At 60.7% G+C, this 14858-nt stretch carries 11 protein-coding genes; 6 read left to right on the top strand and 5 right to left on the bottom strand.

What is annotated here, in order from left to right:
* Window positions 1-27 precede the first annotated feature (27 nt).
* The 3 genes from ggt (at window position 28) to AACH87_RS07995 (ending at window position 5691) form a co-directional block, all read left to right on the top strand.
* Complete coding sequence (gene ggt, locus AACH87_RS08005) at window positions 28-1839, top strand: gamma-glutamyltransferase (protein ID WP_338798255.1); 1812 nt, start codon at window positions 28-30, stop codon at window positions 1837-1839.
* Between the two features lie 553 nt (window positions 1840-2392).
* A complete protein-coding gene (locus AACH87_RS08000) occupies window positions 2393-3454 on the top strand; it encodes a GNAT family N-acetyltransferase (RefSeq protein ID WP_338798254.1) in 1062 nt (353 codons plus the stop codon).
* A gap of 17 nt (window positions 3455-3471) precedes the next feature.
* Complete coding sequence (locus AACH87_RS07995) at window positions 3472-5691, top strand: IPTL-CTERM sorting domain-containing protein (RefSeq protein ID WP_338798253.1); 2220 nt, start codon at window positions 3472-3474, stop codon at window positions 5689-5691.
* A gap of 94 nt (window positions 5692-5785) precedes the next feature.
* Here the strand turns inward: AACH87_RS07995 and AACH87_RS07990 are convergent, their stop codons facing one another.
* From AACH87_RS07990 to AACH87_RS07970, 5 genes are all read right to left on the bottom strand, one after another.
* Window positions 5786-6652, bottom strand: coding sequence for a ThiF family adenylyltransferase (locus AACH87_RS07990; protein ID WP_338798252.1), 867 nt, complete (start codon window positions 6650-6652; stop codon window positions 5786-5788).
* Window positions 6653-7210 carry a long-chain N-acyl amino acid synthase gene (locus tag AACH87_RS07985; protein ID WP_338798251.1) on the bottom strand — a complete coding sequence of 186 codons (558 nt, stop codon included), beginning with the start codon at window positions 7208-7210 and terminating at the stop codon, window positions 6653-6655.
* Between the two features lie 964 nt (window positions 7211-8174).
* On the bottom strand, window positions 8175-9491 hold the full coding sequence (locus AACH87_RS07980) for a glycerate kinase (RefSeq protein ID WP_338798250.1): 1317 nt from the start codon (window positions 9489-9491) through the stop codon (window positions 8175-8177).
* Window positions 9492-9732: 241 nt separating this feature from the next.
* Entirely contained in the window at window positions 9733-10728 is a 996-nt protein-coding gene (locus AACH87_RS07975; protein WP_338798248.1) for a tripartite tricarboxylate transporter substrate binding protein, read from the bottom strand.
* 104 nt (window positions 10729-10832) lie between these two features.
* Window positions 10833-11909 carry a tartrate dehydrogenase gene (locus AACH87_RS07970; RefSeq protein ID WP_338798247.1) on the bottom strand — a complete coding sequence of 359 codons (1077 nt, stop codon included), beginning with the start codon at window positions 11907-11909 and terminating at the stop codon, window positions 10833-10835.
* A 122-nt stretch (window positions 11910-12031) separates the two neighbouring features.
* Here AACH87_RS07970 and AACH87_RS07965 point away from each other — a divergent pair, with 122 nt between their 5' ends.
* From AACH87_RS07965 to puuE, 3 genes are all read left to right on the top strand, one after another.
* Window positions 12032-12946 carry a LysR family transcriptional regulator gene (locus tag AACH87_RS07965; RefSeq protein WP_338798246.1) on the top strand — a complete coding sequence of 305 codons (915 nt, stop codon included), beginning with the start codon at window positions 12032-12034 and terminating at the stop codon, window positions 12944-12946.
* A gap of 177 nt (window positions 12947-13123) precedes the next feature.
* On the top strand, window positions 13124-13798 hold the full coding sequence (locus AACH87_RS07960) for a GntR family transcriptional regulator (protein ID WP_338798245.1): 675 nt from the start codon (window positions 13124-13126) through the stop codon (window positions 13796-13798).
* Window positions 13799-13835: 37 nt separating this feature from the next.
* On the top strand, window positions 13836-14786 hold the full coding sequence (gene puuE / locus AACH87_RS07955; protein WP_338798244.1) for an allantoinase PuuE: 951 nt from the start codon (window positions 13836-13838) through the stop codon (window positions 14784-14786).
* The last annotated feature ends 72 nt before the right edge of the window (window positions 14787-14858 follow it).

Genomic DNA, 14858 nt, shown 5'->3' with positions numbered 1-14858 from the left:
CCAACCGTTTCCCGAGGAGATGAACGAATGAATATCCGGCAAACCCTGCTGGCCAGCAGCCTTGCGCTGGCCTTGCTCAACCTGGCCGCCTGCGGCGCGACACCGCCCGCGGCCAATGCAGCCGCATCCCCCGCTGCCACAGCCACTGCGGCACCTGCGGTGCAGCAAAGCGCGGCCGCTGCTGCCGCCAGCGCGGCTTACGACTTTGACATGGACGTGTTCCACCCCGTGGTGGCAACCAATGGCATGGTGGCCACCGAGCAGGAACTGGCCTCGCGCATCGGGCTGGACATTCTCAAATCCGGTGGCAACGCTGTAGACGCCGCCGTGGGCATCGGCTTTGCGCTGGCCGTGGCTTTGCCCAACGCGGGCAACATCGGCGGTGGCGGCTTCATGATGGTGCACGACGCCAAGACGGGCAAGACCGTGGCGCTGGACTTCCGCGAAGTGGCACCGATCAAGGCCACACGCAACATGTACCTGGACGACAAGGGCAACGTCATCAACGGCAAGTCGCTCTACACCCACTACGCCGTGGGCGTGCCGGGCACGGTGGCTGGCATGGAGCATGCACTCAAGAAGTGGGGCACCATGCCACTCGATAAGGTGATTGCACCCTCCGTTGCGCTGGCAGAGAAGGGCTTCCCCGTCAGCGAAACCCTGGCCAAGATCCTGCAGCAGGAAAAGAAGAACATGGGCCAGTGGCCCGCCACCACCGAAATCTTCTGGAAGAACGGTGAGCCCCTCAAGCGCGGCGACCTGCTGGTGCAAAAAGACCTGGCCCAATCCATGCACCTGATCGGCCAGCAAGGAGCCAAAGCCTTCTATGAAGGTGCCATTGCCCAGAAGATTGCAGCCGAAATGGCCCCCCACGCGGGTGCCATCACCCTGCAAGACCTGCGCGAATACAAGGTGGCCGAGCGCGAACCCGTGCGCGGCACCTACCGCGGTTACGAAGTGGTGACCATGCCCCCACCCTCTTCTGGTGGCACGCACCTGGTGCAAATCCTGAACATGCTGGAGCAGTGGCCCCTGGCCCAGTGGGGCCAGAACAGCGCGCAAACGCTGCACTACATGGCAGAGAGCAGCAAGCTGGCCTACGCAGACCGCTCCGAGTACCTGGGTGACCCCGACTTTGTGAAGATTCCACTCAAGGGCCTGACCTCCAAGCGCTACGCCGAATCGCTGGCCAAGACCATCGATGGCAACCGCGCCCGCCCCGCCAAGGAAATCAAGCCTGGCCAACCCCAGCCGTATGAAAGCGACCAGACCACCCACTACTCGGTGGTGGACAAGGCGGGCAACGCCGTGGCCGTGACCTACACGCTGAACACCAACTTTGGCAGCGGCATCGTCGCCAAGGGCACCGGCATCTTGCTGAACAACGAGATGGACGACTTCTCGGCCAAGCCCGGCGTGGCCAACGCCTACGGCCTGGTCGGCGGCGACGCCAACGCCGTGGCCGCCAAGAAGCGCCCCCTGTCTTCCATGACACCCACCCTGGTACTCAAGGACGGCAAGCCCACGCTGGTGACCGGCAGCCCTGGCGGTGCCCGCATCATCACCACCGTGCTGCAAACCGTGGTGAACACCATCGACTTTGGCAACAACCCCGCCGAAGCCGCCGCCGCACCGCGCATCCACCACCAATGGACGCCCGACGAACTGCGCGTGGAAAAGGGCCTCTCGCCCGACACCCTGGCCCTGCTCAAGCAACGTGGCCACAACATCGCCGTGAAGGCATCGATGGGCCGCACGCAAACCATCCAGATCCGCAACGGGCAGCTGTATGGCTACTCCGATCCGCGCAATCCGGATGGGCAGACGTTGGGGTATTGAGGGCGTCTAAACCTATTTCCAGGCCGCACTGAGTGCGGCCTTTTTTTTGCCTTCGATTTGGGGGTAAAGCCCACCGGGATTTCTCGATTTGCGGCGTGCGGCCATGGTCCCCGTAAATGTCCAAGAAAGTGGCCGCTGAGATCGTCATGCAGGGTCCACAGTCCTGACTTTGGCTTGAACGGACGCATTACTCTGCCGTGCCCCAAGAGTCAGTAAAAAGCCCTGGATAGACGCTGCTAAGGCCCAAAAGGGGCTCGGCAGCCCAATCCAAAGCGTTGCGCATTTAAAGATTGCAACGCATTTCTTTGCTCCCTAGCATTCTGGCCGTTCTCACGTTTTCCCTTTTTGATCAGATTGAACAGTCAATACGAATGCTTGAGGAAATCAGGGCTGATGACCCGCAGCTAAACCAAGCGACTGCACTGCCAGTCGCGCTGCGGCCATATATCCAAGCCGGGTCCATCTGCGCGAGTGGCCGCATCCGGATCGTTGGAAACCCTTTCCGAAATCCCAACCAAATTCAACTCATCAGCAAGCCTGATCCACACTCCCAATGTCGACATCTGAACACACCCTACAGATCGCTCGAGGCTTGGCATCGCAGGGCCATTTTGATGCAGCACTTTCACTGCTGCAGCCAATGGGCCAAGGACCGCAACCCGACCCACGCGTGCTCAACCTCCTGGGCTCCGTACAGCTGCAAACCGGACGAATCGATGATGCCATCCGTACGCTGGAGCGTGCAGCCCCCTTGAGTGAGGGATCAGGCATCCCCTACATCAATCTGGGCCACGCCCTGCGCAAAGCCCAACGCTTCACCGATGCGGTGGAAGCCTTCAGGGCCGGGACGCGACTTTCGCCAAGGGAGCCTGAGGGGTTTGTGGGCTTGGGAGAGGCGTTGCTTGAATCCTCGCAGTTTGCGCAGGCGCACCAGGCCTTTACCGAGTCGCTTCCGTTGATGGGCGAACGCGCCGCGCAACGAGAGCGGGCACAGGCAGGGCACTTCGCCACTGCACCGTTTTGGTGGCGATCGCACCGTTATGGCCCTGTCGAGTTACGCCCCTTGACGCTTGAAGACGTGCCGTTCTTTGCAGAGTGCAGCGCAGACCGCACCTTCATGGACCATTTCAATGCACCCCAGACGCCAACCATAGACCAGGATGGGCTGGCATCGCGCATAGAACAGGAGGCGCGTTTGGCCCCAGTGCAAAGGGGCAATATCAAGTGGGTGATTTGGCATGCCGCAACCAATCAACGCATAGGCTTGGCGGGTATTCCATCCTTTCATTTATTGAACAGGAAAGCGGAGGTTGCCGTGGGTGTCAGGGGGGCCCACGCCAGTTCAGGCACCGGAATCGCCGCCTTTCTGGGGGTACTGGACTTCGCGTTTGAAAGACTGGGCACCCATAAAACGCAAGCGCTGGTTTATCAAACAAACCCCAACGCGCTGAAACAGCTCATCGCACTCGGTTTCGATCAGGAGGGGCTGCTGAAGGACGAGATCCTGCTGCCCGACGGGCGGTGGTTGCATGTGCATTCCATGGCGCTTTTTCAGACTAGGTGGAACACCCTGCCCCGCCTGTTAGCGCTCCGCACACGCTTCCATTCAACTTGAACCGATTAAGCATAAACATGTATCCATCTATGCGTCATCTGCCCTTGCATCCTATCGCAGCCGCTGTGATTACCACCTTTGGCGTGAATGCCGCCCTCGCTGACACAGGCAACATCCGGGTGTCCGTCAGCTACCCAGGCATGACGGTGATTGTCCCTTCAGGAGTCACAACAAACTCTGTCGATCTCTTGGTCGTCCCACGTAACTCGCCCTTGCCGAGCAATGCCCAGCTCAACGATAGCGCCTTCCGGATGTACAAGCTGGATTCCGCAAATGCCGTATACGCAAGCAACGTTCAGCCGACACTAGGGGGTAACTACATAGCCTGCCAAACTCAATGCACCCTCACCCTGAACATTACAAACCCCACTCAACCCGGGTACGTAGCCTCGTCTATTTACTTCGGCTGGGACAAATTCGCGCAGGGTGACTACGACCTCTTAGTGCAGGATAGCGAGGCCCAGATCACGATTTTCTCTGTGCCGTTCACGTACGCGCCTAACGAGGCACCTGTTGCATCCAACGTGGCTATCAATGGCGTTGCGCGTGAAGGCAGCCTTCTCACGGGTCAGTACACATACAGCGATGCAGAAAATAATCGGGAAAGCTTCTCAACGTTCCGCTGGGTTCGTCATAGTGTCACCACAGGTGTGGCGGGTGGGACTACGGTGGGAACCGCACGCAGCTATACGCCAGTGCAAGAGGATGTCAGCAAATACTTGTATTTCTGCGTAACGCCAGTCGCTGATGTCGGCAACCTCACAGGTGCAGAAGTCTGCTCTGCGGCCACGCCCGCTGTCCTTTCTGCGCCCATCGTCAGTTCTGGCACTGGCAACATCCAAGTCACGGTCACCCATCCCAATATGACGGTGACGGTCCCCACGGGGATCGCACCCAACAATATTGACCTATTGGTGGTTCCCCGTAATTCGCCTTTGCCCAGCGGAGCAGAACTCTCTTCGAGCGCGTACAGCATGTTCAAGCTGTCAAGCTCTGACGCAAGGTACTTCAGAGAAGGCAAGACCGTGCAACCGACGCTGGGCGGTGAGTCCATCTATTGCCCGGGTCAATGCACCTTAAATCTCAACATCACATCGCCTAGTAATCCCGGAACCACGGGCATCGCCTCTTCCATCCAGTTTGGATGGGATCAATTCATTAACGGCGACTACGACCTTCTGGTGCAAGACAGCGCAAGCCGAACCAGCGTTTACTCGGTGCCTTTTACCTACGCCCCCAATGCTGCGCCTGTAGCATCCAACATCTCCATTTCAGGCACTGTCCGCGAAGGTAGCCTCCTCACGGGCGGATACGTCTTCAGCGACACAGAAAACAATCCAGAAGGCGCATCGACATTCCGCTGGGTGCGCAATAACACCAACACAGGCATTGCAGGTGGCACCACGCTAGCGGGTACCCGGACCTACACACCCGCACCAGCAGATGTCGGCAATTACCTGTATTTCTGCGTTACACCCGTAGCAAACGCGGGCACGCTCACCGGCGCAGAAGTCTGCTCAGCAGCGACCGCTGCAGTAACAGCCGCGCCTGTCAATGGCATCTGCGGTGCAGCATCCAACACTGCTACAGCCTTTACACCTTCAGCGAACCTCTGCACCACAGGAAGTGCAAGCCAGGTCACCACAAGCAGCGCATCTTGGAGATGGAGCTGCAGCGGCACCAACGGCGGTACCGCCGCAAGTTGCTCAGCGCCTTTTGCCAGTTTGCCTGGCGGTGGTGGCACGCTAGGCACCATTCAAGCAACAGGCACCAACAACTGGCAAATCAGGACGGCAGATTCAGGATTTGTTTCTTTGCCCGCTCCTGCGCCCACGGGAGTGACCTTTCCCAACGGAGCCACGAAGGTAGTGCTGGACGCCGGAACACCGGGCTCCAGCGCGACTGTCACCTTGCGTTTCAGCGACATTCCGGCGGGTGCGAAGCTGTACAAATACGGCAAAGAAACGGGCGTCGGTGACAACAATAAATGGTTCGAATACCCTGCAACCATCGACTTCAATGCCAAAACAGTGACCTACACCCTGACAGACGGCCAAAAGGGTGACAACGACTGGGTGGCCAACGGGGTGATCAATGATCCCGTCGCACTGGGAGTGGGTGTAGGAGGCGGCTCTGGTGTCGCAGGCATACCGACACTGAGTGAATGGGGGCTGATGATGCTAAGCGCATTGATGGCCTTGGGCACCTTTGGAGCAATGAGAAGGCGCGGCAGGTAAGCGCTAAACAATACTTACCGATGAGCGCTGTAGCCCCATTGAAAAAGCGACCACAGCAAGTCATTGGTACGCTTGGCCAGAATCGACAGCGTTCCTACTGTGCAGGCAGCATGCCCGCAAGCTGCCTGCGCCCAATGGCAATTTTCAACTTCTGCACCGGATTGCGGTTGCCCCCAGGAAGCCATGTATGGGCGAGCCGCCCACGGTAGGCATCAAAATGCCAGCCCCTGGGCGCAGCGGGAATGCCAGGGCGATCCAGCAATATCTTCAGGGCCTGGGTGCCCGCGAGCCCAGCGCACAACATGCATGCCATGCCTGTTGAAGGGCCCTGCTGCAGATCGAGTCGCACACGGGAAGGATCCACCAGGTAGCTGGCATGAAGCCGCGCGGGGGCCAACCCCAAAAGAAATCTCAACCCTTGCTCAAAGTGGCTTTGCCCTTCGAGCTGGAAGTACGACTCAAAGCTCATCTTGCCGGGCATGAACGCCAGAAATGCGACGCCCATTCCCAACGGCGCAGCCGTGATGGCGGGAATGCCCTTCCGTTCACAAGCAGCAAACACCGCTCGGCGCGTATCAAAGGCAAAGAAATCGAGACTGTCGACGTACAGGTCCACGCCTTCCAGAAACTCATCCAGATTTTCAGGAGTCACCCCCTTGGGGAACATACGGAGGTCCATATCCGGCTGTATGTCGCGCGCCATGGAAGCCATCACTGAAAGCTTGGGGGCACCCACGGTGGACATGCTGGCGCCTGCCTGCCGGTTGAAATTGGCAATGCTGAACTCGTCAAAGTCGGCCAAGCTGAAAGCGCCTATCCCCAGCCGCGCCAAAGTCAGAAGATGGTTCCCCCCCACACCACCCAGACCAGCGATGGCGACCCGGCAACTGCGCAGGCGGCGCTGCTCAGACTCTGTGACCCAGCCAATATTGCGATCAAACGCCGCTTCATAATCAAACATTCAATATCCCCTTAACCGCCTGACAAGCCCATCCTCATCTTTCGGATGAAAGAAATAGGGATAGAAACTGCGTTCTTGAGATGCCAACTCCGGATGGCCACCAAATTTCTTGATCTGCGCAAAAACGGTAGGGGCTTCTATGTGCAGCAATATCGCTGGCGCACCCACACGCTCGCACACGCGTTCTGACCCCACCTGCACAAAACCGAGCATGCGCTGATAAAAGCTTGCATGCTTTGGATTAACTTCGATCACGATATCAGTCGCACCACGCAGGCGCAGAGCGACAAGCGCGGCTATATGAAAAATGGCGCCCATCACACGTTTCGATCGAACATTGGGATCAAAGGCCAACTGCCCAAACTCGCAAATCACAGCGCCCTTTTCCCTCAAACCATTGATGAATTCCGGGTAGAGTTCGCCCGCAGCAAAATCCCCGTTATCAACGCCCACAGAAAGGGTTCCCATGGTTTGGCCATTGATCTGCACCACCAGACTGCTTCTGTTTTGCAGATGAGTCAGCGATGTATCCAGCGCATATCCCTTGCTTGCATACATTCTCGACAACAATCCTTTCCCAGATCGGGAGAGCCGAATCTTGCAAGTGAGAGATATACCCTCCACCAACTCCATCCCTCCCTGATAAGGAAGCTCAATAATCGTATGCTCTGAATCTTGCATAGCTTATATATGGTTGATAACCATTCGCAATGCTAACACTCTCAAACAAATGAAATGTTGCCTAAACAACTAATGATGGATTTTGAGATATGTTGTTTCAATTGAAATTCAATGAAGCAATTTGAATTTCAAAGTTACATTGATTTTTTGACATTTCATAAAAACGATACAAATTTCATTACCCAAAAATAATGATTTTGCGGAACTAGCGATGTACAGACGGAGTTGGCAGGGGATTGCAAGCTCGCTTCGTTTCAAGCAGGCAGCGGGTTGCTGTCTGTTGCGCATCTCCTACCGTCTCAGGGTTCTCCAGAGTGCACGCATCGCCCGCTCGATCTCTACACTGGTTCAGATCGAATACAAAAAGGGGCCCGAATGTCGCTTGTCACTTGGAAGCAAATGCCCCCCACCAGTTGGGTCGCCGTCATGAATGGGCAACCCTTGTGCACACTGAAAGGCAAAGACATCGGGGGATGGACAGCCTGTTGGGAGGGAGAGCGAGTGTGGCCGCCCCCGGCACATTTGCCAAAGGCCATGCCCCAGCCGACAAAATACTTCGGCAGCCTGGACGAGGCCAAAGCAGCAGTAGAGAAGGTACTTGGGGAGTGATATCCCCCCCCGGCCGCGCCTGCGAAACGGGAGCAGCCAATGTGGGGGAGCAGCCACCATGGGCCTTCCCTCTTCAGCAACCGGATACGCCCTCCGCATTCAGCCCGTAAGCGTGTACGCCTGAAAGCGCAAGTGGCCCACAACGCCGCAATGGCTCGCTCGCGTGGCACACGCGGGTCGCTAAATGCGTCAAAAACACCTGTAGCGCTTTTGCAAAAAAAAGCGCAGGCAGCTACAAAATCAATAGCACCCTGAAATCATTCACATTGGTATGGGTGGGCCCAGTCACCACCAGATCGCCTAAAGCGCTGAAGTAGCCATAGGCATCATTGCGGTCGAGGTGGTCATCGATTCGCAGGCCCAAGACACGGCCACGGGCCAGGGTGTCCGGCGTGACGATGGCGCCCGCGTTGTCCTCCACGCCATCGATCCCATCCGTATCAGCGGCCAATGCCCACACGCCGCTTTGGCCTTGCAGGGCCTGGGCCAGGCCCATACAGAACTCACCCGCCCGGCCGCCTCGGCCTTTGGCTGCGCCCTCGGGGCGGGGGCGTACGGTGACGGTGGTTTCGCCACCTGAGAGCAACACGCAGGGTCGTTCAAACGGCGCACCACGCTGGGCCACAGCGCGGGCCAGGGCCGCGTGCACCTTGCCCACTTCGCGCGATTCGCCTTCGATTTCGTCCGACAGGATGTGCGCGGCCCAGCCTGCGGCGCGGGCCGCTTGCGCTGCCGCTTCGAGCGACTGCTGGGGGGTGGCGATGAGGTGCACCGTATGGCCTGTAAACACGGCGTCGCCGGGCTTGGGGGTTTCGAGCAGCCCTGCCTCCAGCGCCGCGCGAACGGCAGGCGGTACGGTGATGCGGTAGCGGTCCAGAATCGCCAGCGCATCGGCACAGGTGCTGGCATCGGGCACCGTGGGGCCGCTAGCGATGATGGAGGGGTCGTCGCCCGGCACATCGCTGATGGTGAGGGTGACCACACGCGCCGGGGCGCAGGCCGCAGCCAGCCGCCCGCCCTTGATGCGCGAGAGGTGCTTGCGCACGCAGTTCATCTCGCCAATCGCAGCACCGCTGGCCAGCAGTTCTTTGTTGACGCGCTGTTTTTCGGCCAGCGTGAGGCCATCGGCAGGTAGCGTGAGCAAGGCCGAGCCGCCGCCAGAGATGAGGCAGATGACCAGGTCATCGGGCGTGAGGCCTTGGGTGAGGGCCAGCATGCGCTCTGCAGCCTGCAGGCCTGCGGCATCGGGCACGGGGTGGGCGGCCTCGACCACTTCAATGCGCTGCTTCAAGCCCGCCGGTCTGGGCGGGTTATGGTCGTAGCGGGTGACGACCAGGCCGCTGATAGGTGCGTCGGCAGGCCACAGCGCCTCTAGCGCCTGCGCCATGGAGCCCCCGGCTTTGCCCGCGCCCAGCACCAAGGTGCGACCTTTGGGCACAGCAGGCAAATGGGCCTGTAGGCCCTGCAGGGGCTGGGCGCTTTGCACCGCCACGTCGTACAGGTGGCGCAGGAAGGCGGTGGGGTTCTGGTGGGGATCAGGCAAAGTCATGGTGGGCCATTGTGGCGCAGAGCAGCTCACAAAACTCTAGGCATCCTCTGCGCGAATCGAACTGGCCAAGTGCGCACTGCGGATCGGGATGGGCTGCAAAGCGCAGTAATAGCCGTCGCTATTGCGAGCATTTGCAACGCGGCAGACCGCCCGATTCCGCAGATGCACACGGCGCGGTGATTTGTGCAGAGGGTCCTTGGTGGCGTCGTCGCTGCGTCCGGTCGTACTACCCACATTTGCGTTACTCCAGCGCCACCTTGGCCTCTTTCACCAAGCGCGCAAAGCGCTCGGTGTCTTCCTTGATCTGGCGGGCCATTTGCTCGGGCGTGTTGCCAATCGGGTCGGCACCGATGTCTTCCATCTTCTTGCGGAAGTCTGCCGACTGGATGATCTTGACCATCTCGGTGTTCAGCCGTGTGACCACCTCTTTGGGTGTGCCTGCAGGGGCCAGCACGCCAAACCAGGTGCCCAGGTCAAAGCCTTTGAGCCCGGCTTCGTCGAGCGTGGGCACATCGGGCAGCGCAGCCGAGCGCTTGGCCGTGGTCACCGCCAGTGCGCGCAGCTTGCCCCCTTTGATGTGGGGCAGCACGGGCGTGATGGTGTCGAACGACATGCTGATCTGCCCGCCCAGCAGGTCGGTCGCCATGGGGCCACTGCCCTTGTAGGGCACATGCAGCAGTTGCACCCCGGCCATGGATTCAAACTGCGCGCCAATCAGGTGCTGGCCGGTGCCGTTGCCGTTGGAGCCAAACGCGAGCTTGCCCGGCGCGCGTTTGGCCTGGGCGATCAGCTCGGGCACGGTGCGGATGGGTGGGGCTGCATCGGCCTGCACCACCAGAACGTTGGGCACCATGGCCACGGTGGTGATGGGGGCGAGGTCTTTTTGAAAGTCATACGCCAGCTTGCGGTACACGCTGGTGGCAATGGTGTGGTGCACCGCGCCCATCAGCAGCGTGTAGCCATCGGGCTTGGCCTTGGCCACAAAGTCGGCGCCCAGGGTGGCACCGGCGCCGGGCTTGTTCTCCACGATGACGGGCTGGCCCAGGCTTTTGGCCAGCTCTTGCCCCAGGGCGCGAGCCAGCACGTCGGTGGTGCCCCCTGCGGGAAAGGGCACGATCAGGCTGATATTTTTGGCGGGCCAGGCCTGTGCAGCGGCAGTGCCCGCCAAAGCACACAGCACAGCCGCGCTGGCCAGGTGGCGCAGGGTATGGCGCTTGGGTAAATGCAGGGTCGTCATGGCTTGTCTCCAATGTCGTTTTGGTTCTGCGATGGAAATCCCCTGCCGCCGCGCCTCTGACCGGGCAGCGTGCATGGACCAGGGAATGGGGGTGTGCTGAACGCTCAGGCGGCGGCCAGCCGATCGCACACGGCGCGGGTCACTTGCACCGTGGTGGCTTTGCCCCCCAGGTCGCCGGTGTGCAGGGCGGCGTCGGCGGTGACTTGCTCGATGGCGGCCATCAGGCGCTTTGCGGCAACGTGCTCGCCCAAGTGTTCGAGCAGCATCACGCAGCTCCAGAACGTGCCCACGGGGTTGGCCAGGCCCTTGCCCATGATGTCGAAGGCCGAGCCGTGGATGGGCTCGAACATGCTGGGGGAGCGGCGCTCGGGGTCGATGTTGCCGGTGGGGGCAATGCCCAGGCTGCCTGCCAGTGCGGCGGCCAGGTCCGAGAGGATGTCGGCGTGCAGGTTGGTAGCGACGATGGTGTCGAGCGTGGCCGGGCGGTTGACCATGCGGGCGGTGGCAGCGTCCACCAGCTCTTTGTCCCACTTCACATCGGGAAACTCCTGGCTGATCTGCTGCGCAATCTCGTCCCACATCACCATGGCGTGGCGCTGAGCATTGCTCTTGGTGATGACGGTGAGCAGCTTGCGGGGCCGCGACTGGGCCAGGCGGAAGGCGTAGCGCATGATGCGCTCCACCCCGGCGCGGGTCATCACGCTCAGGTCGGTGGCCACCTCGATGGGGTGGCCCTGGTGGGCACGGCCGCCCACACCGGCGTATTCGCCTTCGGAGTTTTCACGCACGATGACCCAGTCCAGATCCTTGGGCGCGCAGCGCTTGAGGGGGGCGTCAATGCCCGGCAGGATGCGCGTAGGCCGCACGTTGGCGTACTGGTCAAACCCCTGGCAAATCTTCAGCCGCAGGCCCCACAGCGTGATGTGGTCGGGGATGTGCGGGTCGCCCGCCGACCCGAACAGGATGGCGTCCTTGTCGCGCAGCTGGGCCAGGCCATCGGTGGGCATCATCTCGCCGTGGGCGCGGTACCAGTCGCCACCCCAGCCGTAGCTGGTGAATTCAAATGCCAGGTCGGGTTGCGATGCGGCCAGGGCCTGCAGCACTTCTTGCCCTGCGGGAATCACTTCTTTGCCAATGCCGTCGCCGGGAATGCACGCAATGCGGTAGGTCTTGCTCGTCATGGAACCTGTCTCCTGAGTTATGGGGTGCTGCGCCACCAAGGCGCCTGACGAGGGCAAATCTACCTACAGCTCATTCATAAATTTGCGCTGCAAGTTATCCTATTGTTAACTTCAAAGAAACAATGAGCACACCTCTCTCCGCCCCCTCAGAGATGGGCTTCTTCAGCCTGCTCGCCCGCTGTGGCAGCTTCTCTGCCGCTGCACGCGAGTTGAACGTGACCACGCCCGCCGTCAGCAAAAGGCTGGCGCAAATGGAGGCGCGACTGGGCGTACAACTGCTCAACCGCACCACCCGCCGGGTAAGCCTCACGCCAGAGGGCGAGACCTACTTGCAGCATGCGCGACGCATCCTGGCCGAGATTGACGATATGGAGCAGCTGGTGTCGCGCACATCAGGCACCCCGCAAGGGCTGCTGCGCGTCAACGCCACACTGGGCTTTGGGCGCAGCCATATCGCGCTGCGCATCTCTGAATTTGTGCGCCAGCATCCGCAGGTGCAGGTGCAACTGCAGCTCTCGGTAGATCCTCCCCCTCTGGCGGCAGATGCGTTTGATGTCTGCATACGCTTTGGTGAACCGCCCGACGCCCGGGTGATTGCACGGCGCATCGCCCCCAACCGGCGCTTGCTGTGCGCATCACCGGCCTACCTGCAACGCCGTGGCACACCCAGAACGCCCAGTGATCTGGCGCGCCATGACTGCATTGGTATCCGCCAGGGTGACGACGCCTACGGCCAATGGCGATTGACGGCAGGACGCAAGACTGAAGTGGTGAAGGTGCGCGGCGCACTGAGCACCAATGACGGCGAGATTGCCGTGAACTGGGCACTGGACGGGCACGGCATTGTGATGCGCGCCGAATGGGACGTGGCCCGCTACCTGCGCAGCGGCCGACTGGTACAGGTGCTGGCAGACTTCCAGACGCCTGCGGCCGACATCCATGCGATCTACCCCCAGCACCACCAATCGGCAGCACGGGTGCGCGCCTTCGTGGACTTTCTGGCAGAGCGTTTTGCAAACAGCTCACCAGGGCATTGATGCCACCATGCACCAATGCAGTGCTGCACCAAAGGATGACAAAACAAAGCACCACCAGAGTGCGGCACTGAAAAGCGCACACATCCCGCCCGACAAGCGCAGAACGCGTACAGAGATTCCCTAGGTGGACAAAAACAGTCCACCAAAACTGTATACACATTGGCGCATGCCGCTATCATGAAAGACATGGATAACTCAACCACCGGCCAGATTGTTCAGCGGCTGACGCGTGCCATCGTGGAGCACCGTTTGCAGCCGGGCACCAAGCTGGCAGAGCAAAAGCTGGCAGACCATTTTGGGGTTTCGCGCACGCTGGTGCGCCAGGCCCTGTTTCAGTTGGCGCAAAACCGCCTGGTGCGGCTGGAGCCTGCGCGGGGCGCTTTTGTGGCGGCCCCCTCTGCCGAAGAAGCCAAGCAGGTGTTTGCCGTGCGCCGCATGCTGGAGGCCGAGATGGTGCGCGCCTTCATTCGCCAGGTCACCGCAGCCAAGCTCAAGGCCCTACGTGAACACGTGGCGCGCGAAAAGGCCGCTGTAGCCCAAGGGGACGCGCCTGAGCGCACCGAGTTGCTGGGCGACTTCCATGTGCGCATGGCGGAGCTGATGGGCAACCAGGTGCTGGCCCAAATGCTGGGCGACCTGATCTCGCGCTGCTCGCTCATCACGCTGATGTACCAGAGCGCATCGGCAGCCGCCCACTCGCACGAAGAGCACGCCGACATCGTGAAGGCCCTTGCCGCCAAAGACGAAGAGTTGGCGGTTCAACTCATGCAGGAACACCTGTTGCATGTGGAAGAAAGCCTGACGTTTGACCGCCCGCCTCCAGCCAACGACCTGTCGCTGGCCCTGTCCTGACACCACTCCACGCCCCCCTCAGAGCACACCTCACACCATGATCTACGACGCCACCGGCCCCTACCCTCGCGACCTGATCGGTTACGGCAAGAACCCGCCCCACGCCCAGTGGCCCGGCGGCGCGCGCATCGCGGTGCAGTTTGTGCTGAACTACGAGGAAGGCGGCGAGAACGCCACGCTGCACGGCGATGCGGGCAGCGAGCAGTTTTTGTCTGAAATGTTCAACCCCGCCAGCTACCCCGAGCGGCACATGAGCATGGAAGGCATCTACGAATACGGCTCGCGTGCAGGTGTGTGGCGCATCCTGCGCGAGTTTGAAAAACGCCAGCTTCCGCTCACCGTGTTCGGTGTATCCACCGCGCTGCAGCGCCATCCCGATCTCACGGCCGCCTTCGTGGAGCTGGGCCATGAGATTGCCTGCCACGGCCTCAAGTGGATTCACTACCAGAACGTGCCCGAAGCCGTGGAGCGCGCCCACATGCACGAGGCCATGGAGATCATCCAGCGCATGACGGGTGAGCGCCCCCTGGGCTGGTACACCGGCCGCGACAGCCCCAACACCCACCGCCTGGTGGCAGACTACGGCGGCTTTGCATACGACAGCGACTACTACGGCGACGACCTGCCCTTCTGGATGAAGGTGCAGAAGACCGACGGCAGCATGGCGCACCAGCTCATCGTGCCCTACACACTGGACTGCAACGACATGCGCTTTGCCCTGCCCCAGGGCTACTCGCATGCCGACCCGTTCTTCCAGTACATGAAGGACACGTTCGACGCGCTGTACGCCGAGGGCGACCCCGCTGGCGACAACGCGCCCAAGATGATGAGCATTGGCATGCACTGCCGCCTGCTGGGCCGTCCAGGGCGCATCACCGCGTTGCAGCGGTTCCTCGACCACATTGCACAGCACGACAAGGTGTGGGTGGCGCGGCGCATCGACATTGCCCGCCACTGGGCGCAACTCCATCCCGCGCCCGCCGTGTGAGCCCATGGATGACCCATACATGAATCAAATCGGCCTCCAGCGCTTATCCAGCAAGCGCAAGCAGCTCACTTT

The sequence above is a fragment of the Acidovorax sp. DW039 genome (assembly GCF_037101375.1).
Lineage (GTDB): Bacteria > Pseudomonadota > Gammaproteobacteria > Burkholderiales > Burkholderiaceae_C > Acidovorax.
The sequence above is the reverse complement of the archived record's forward strand: the minus strand, read 5'-3'. Positions and strand labels throughout refer to the sequence as shown.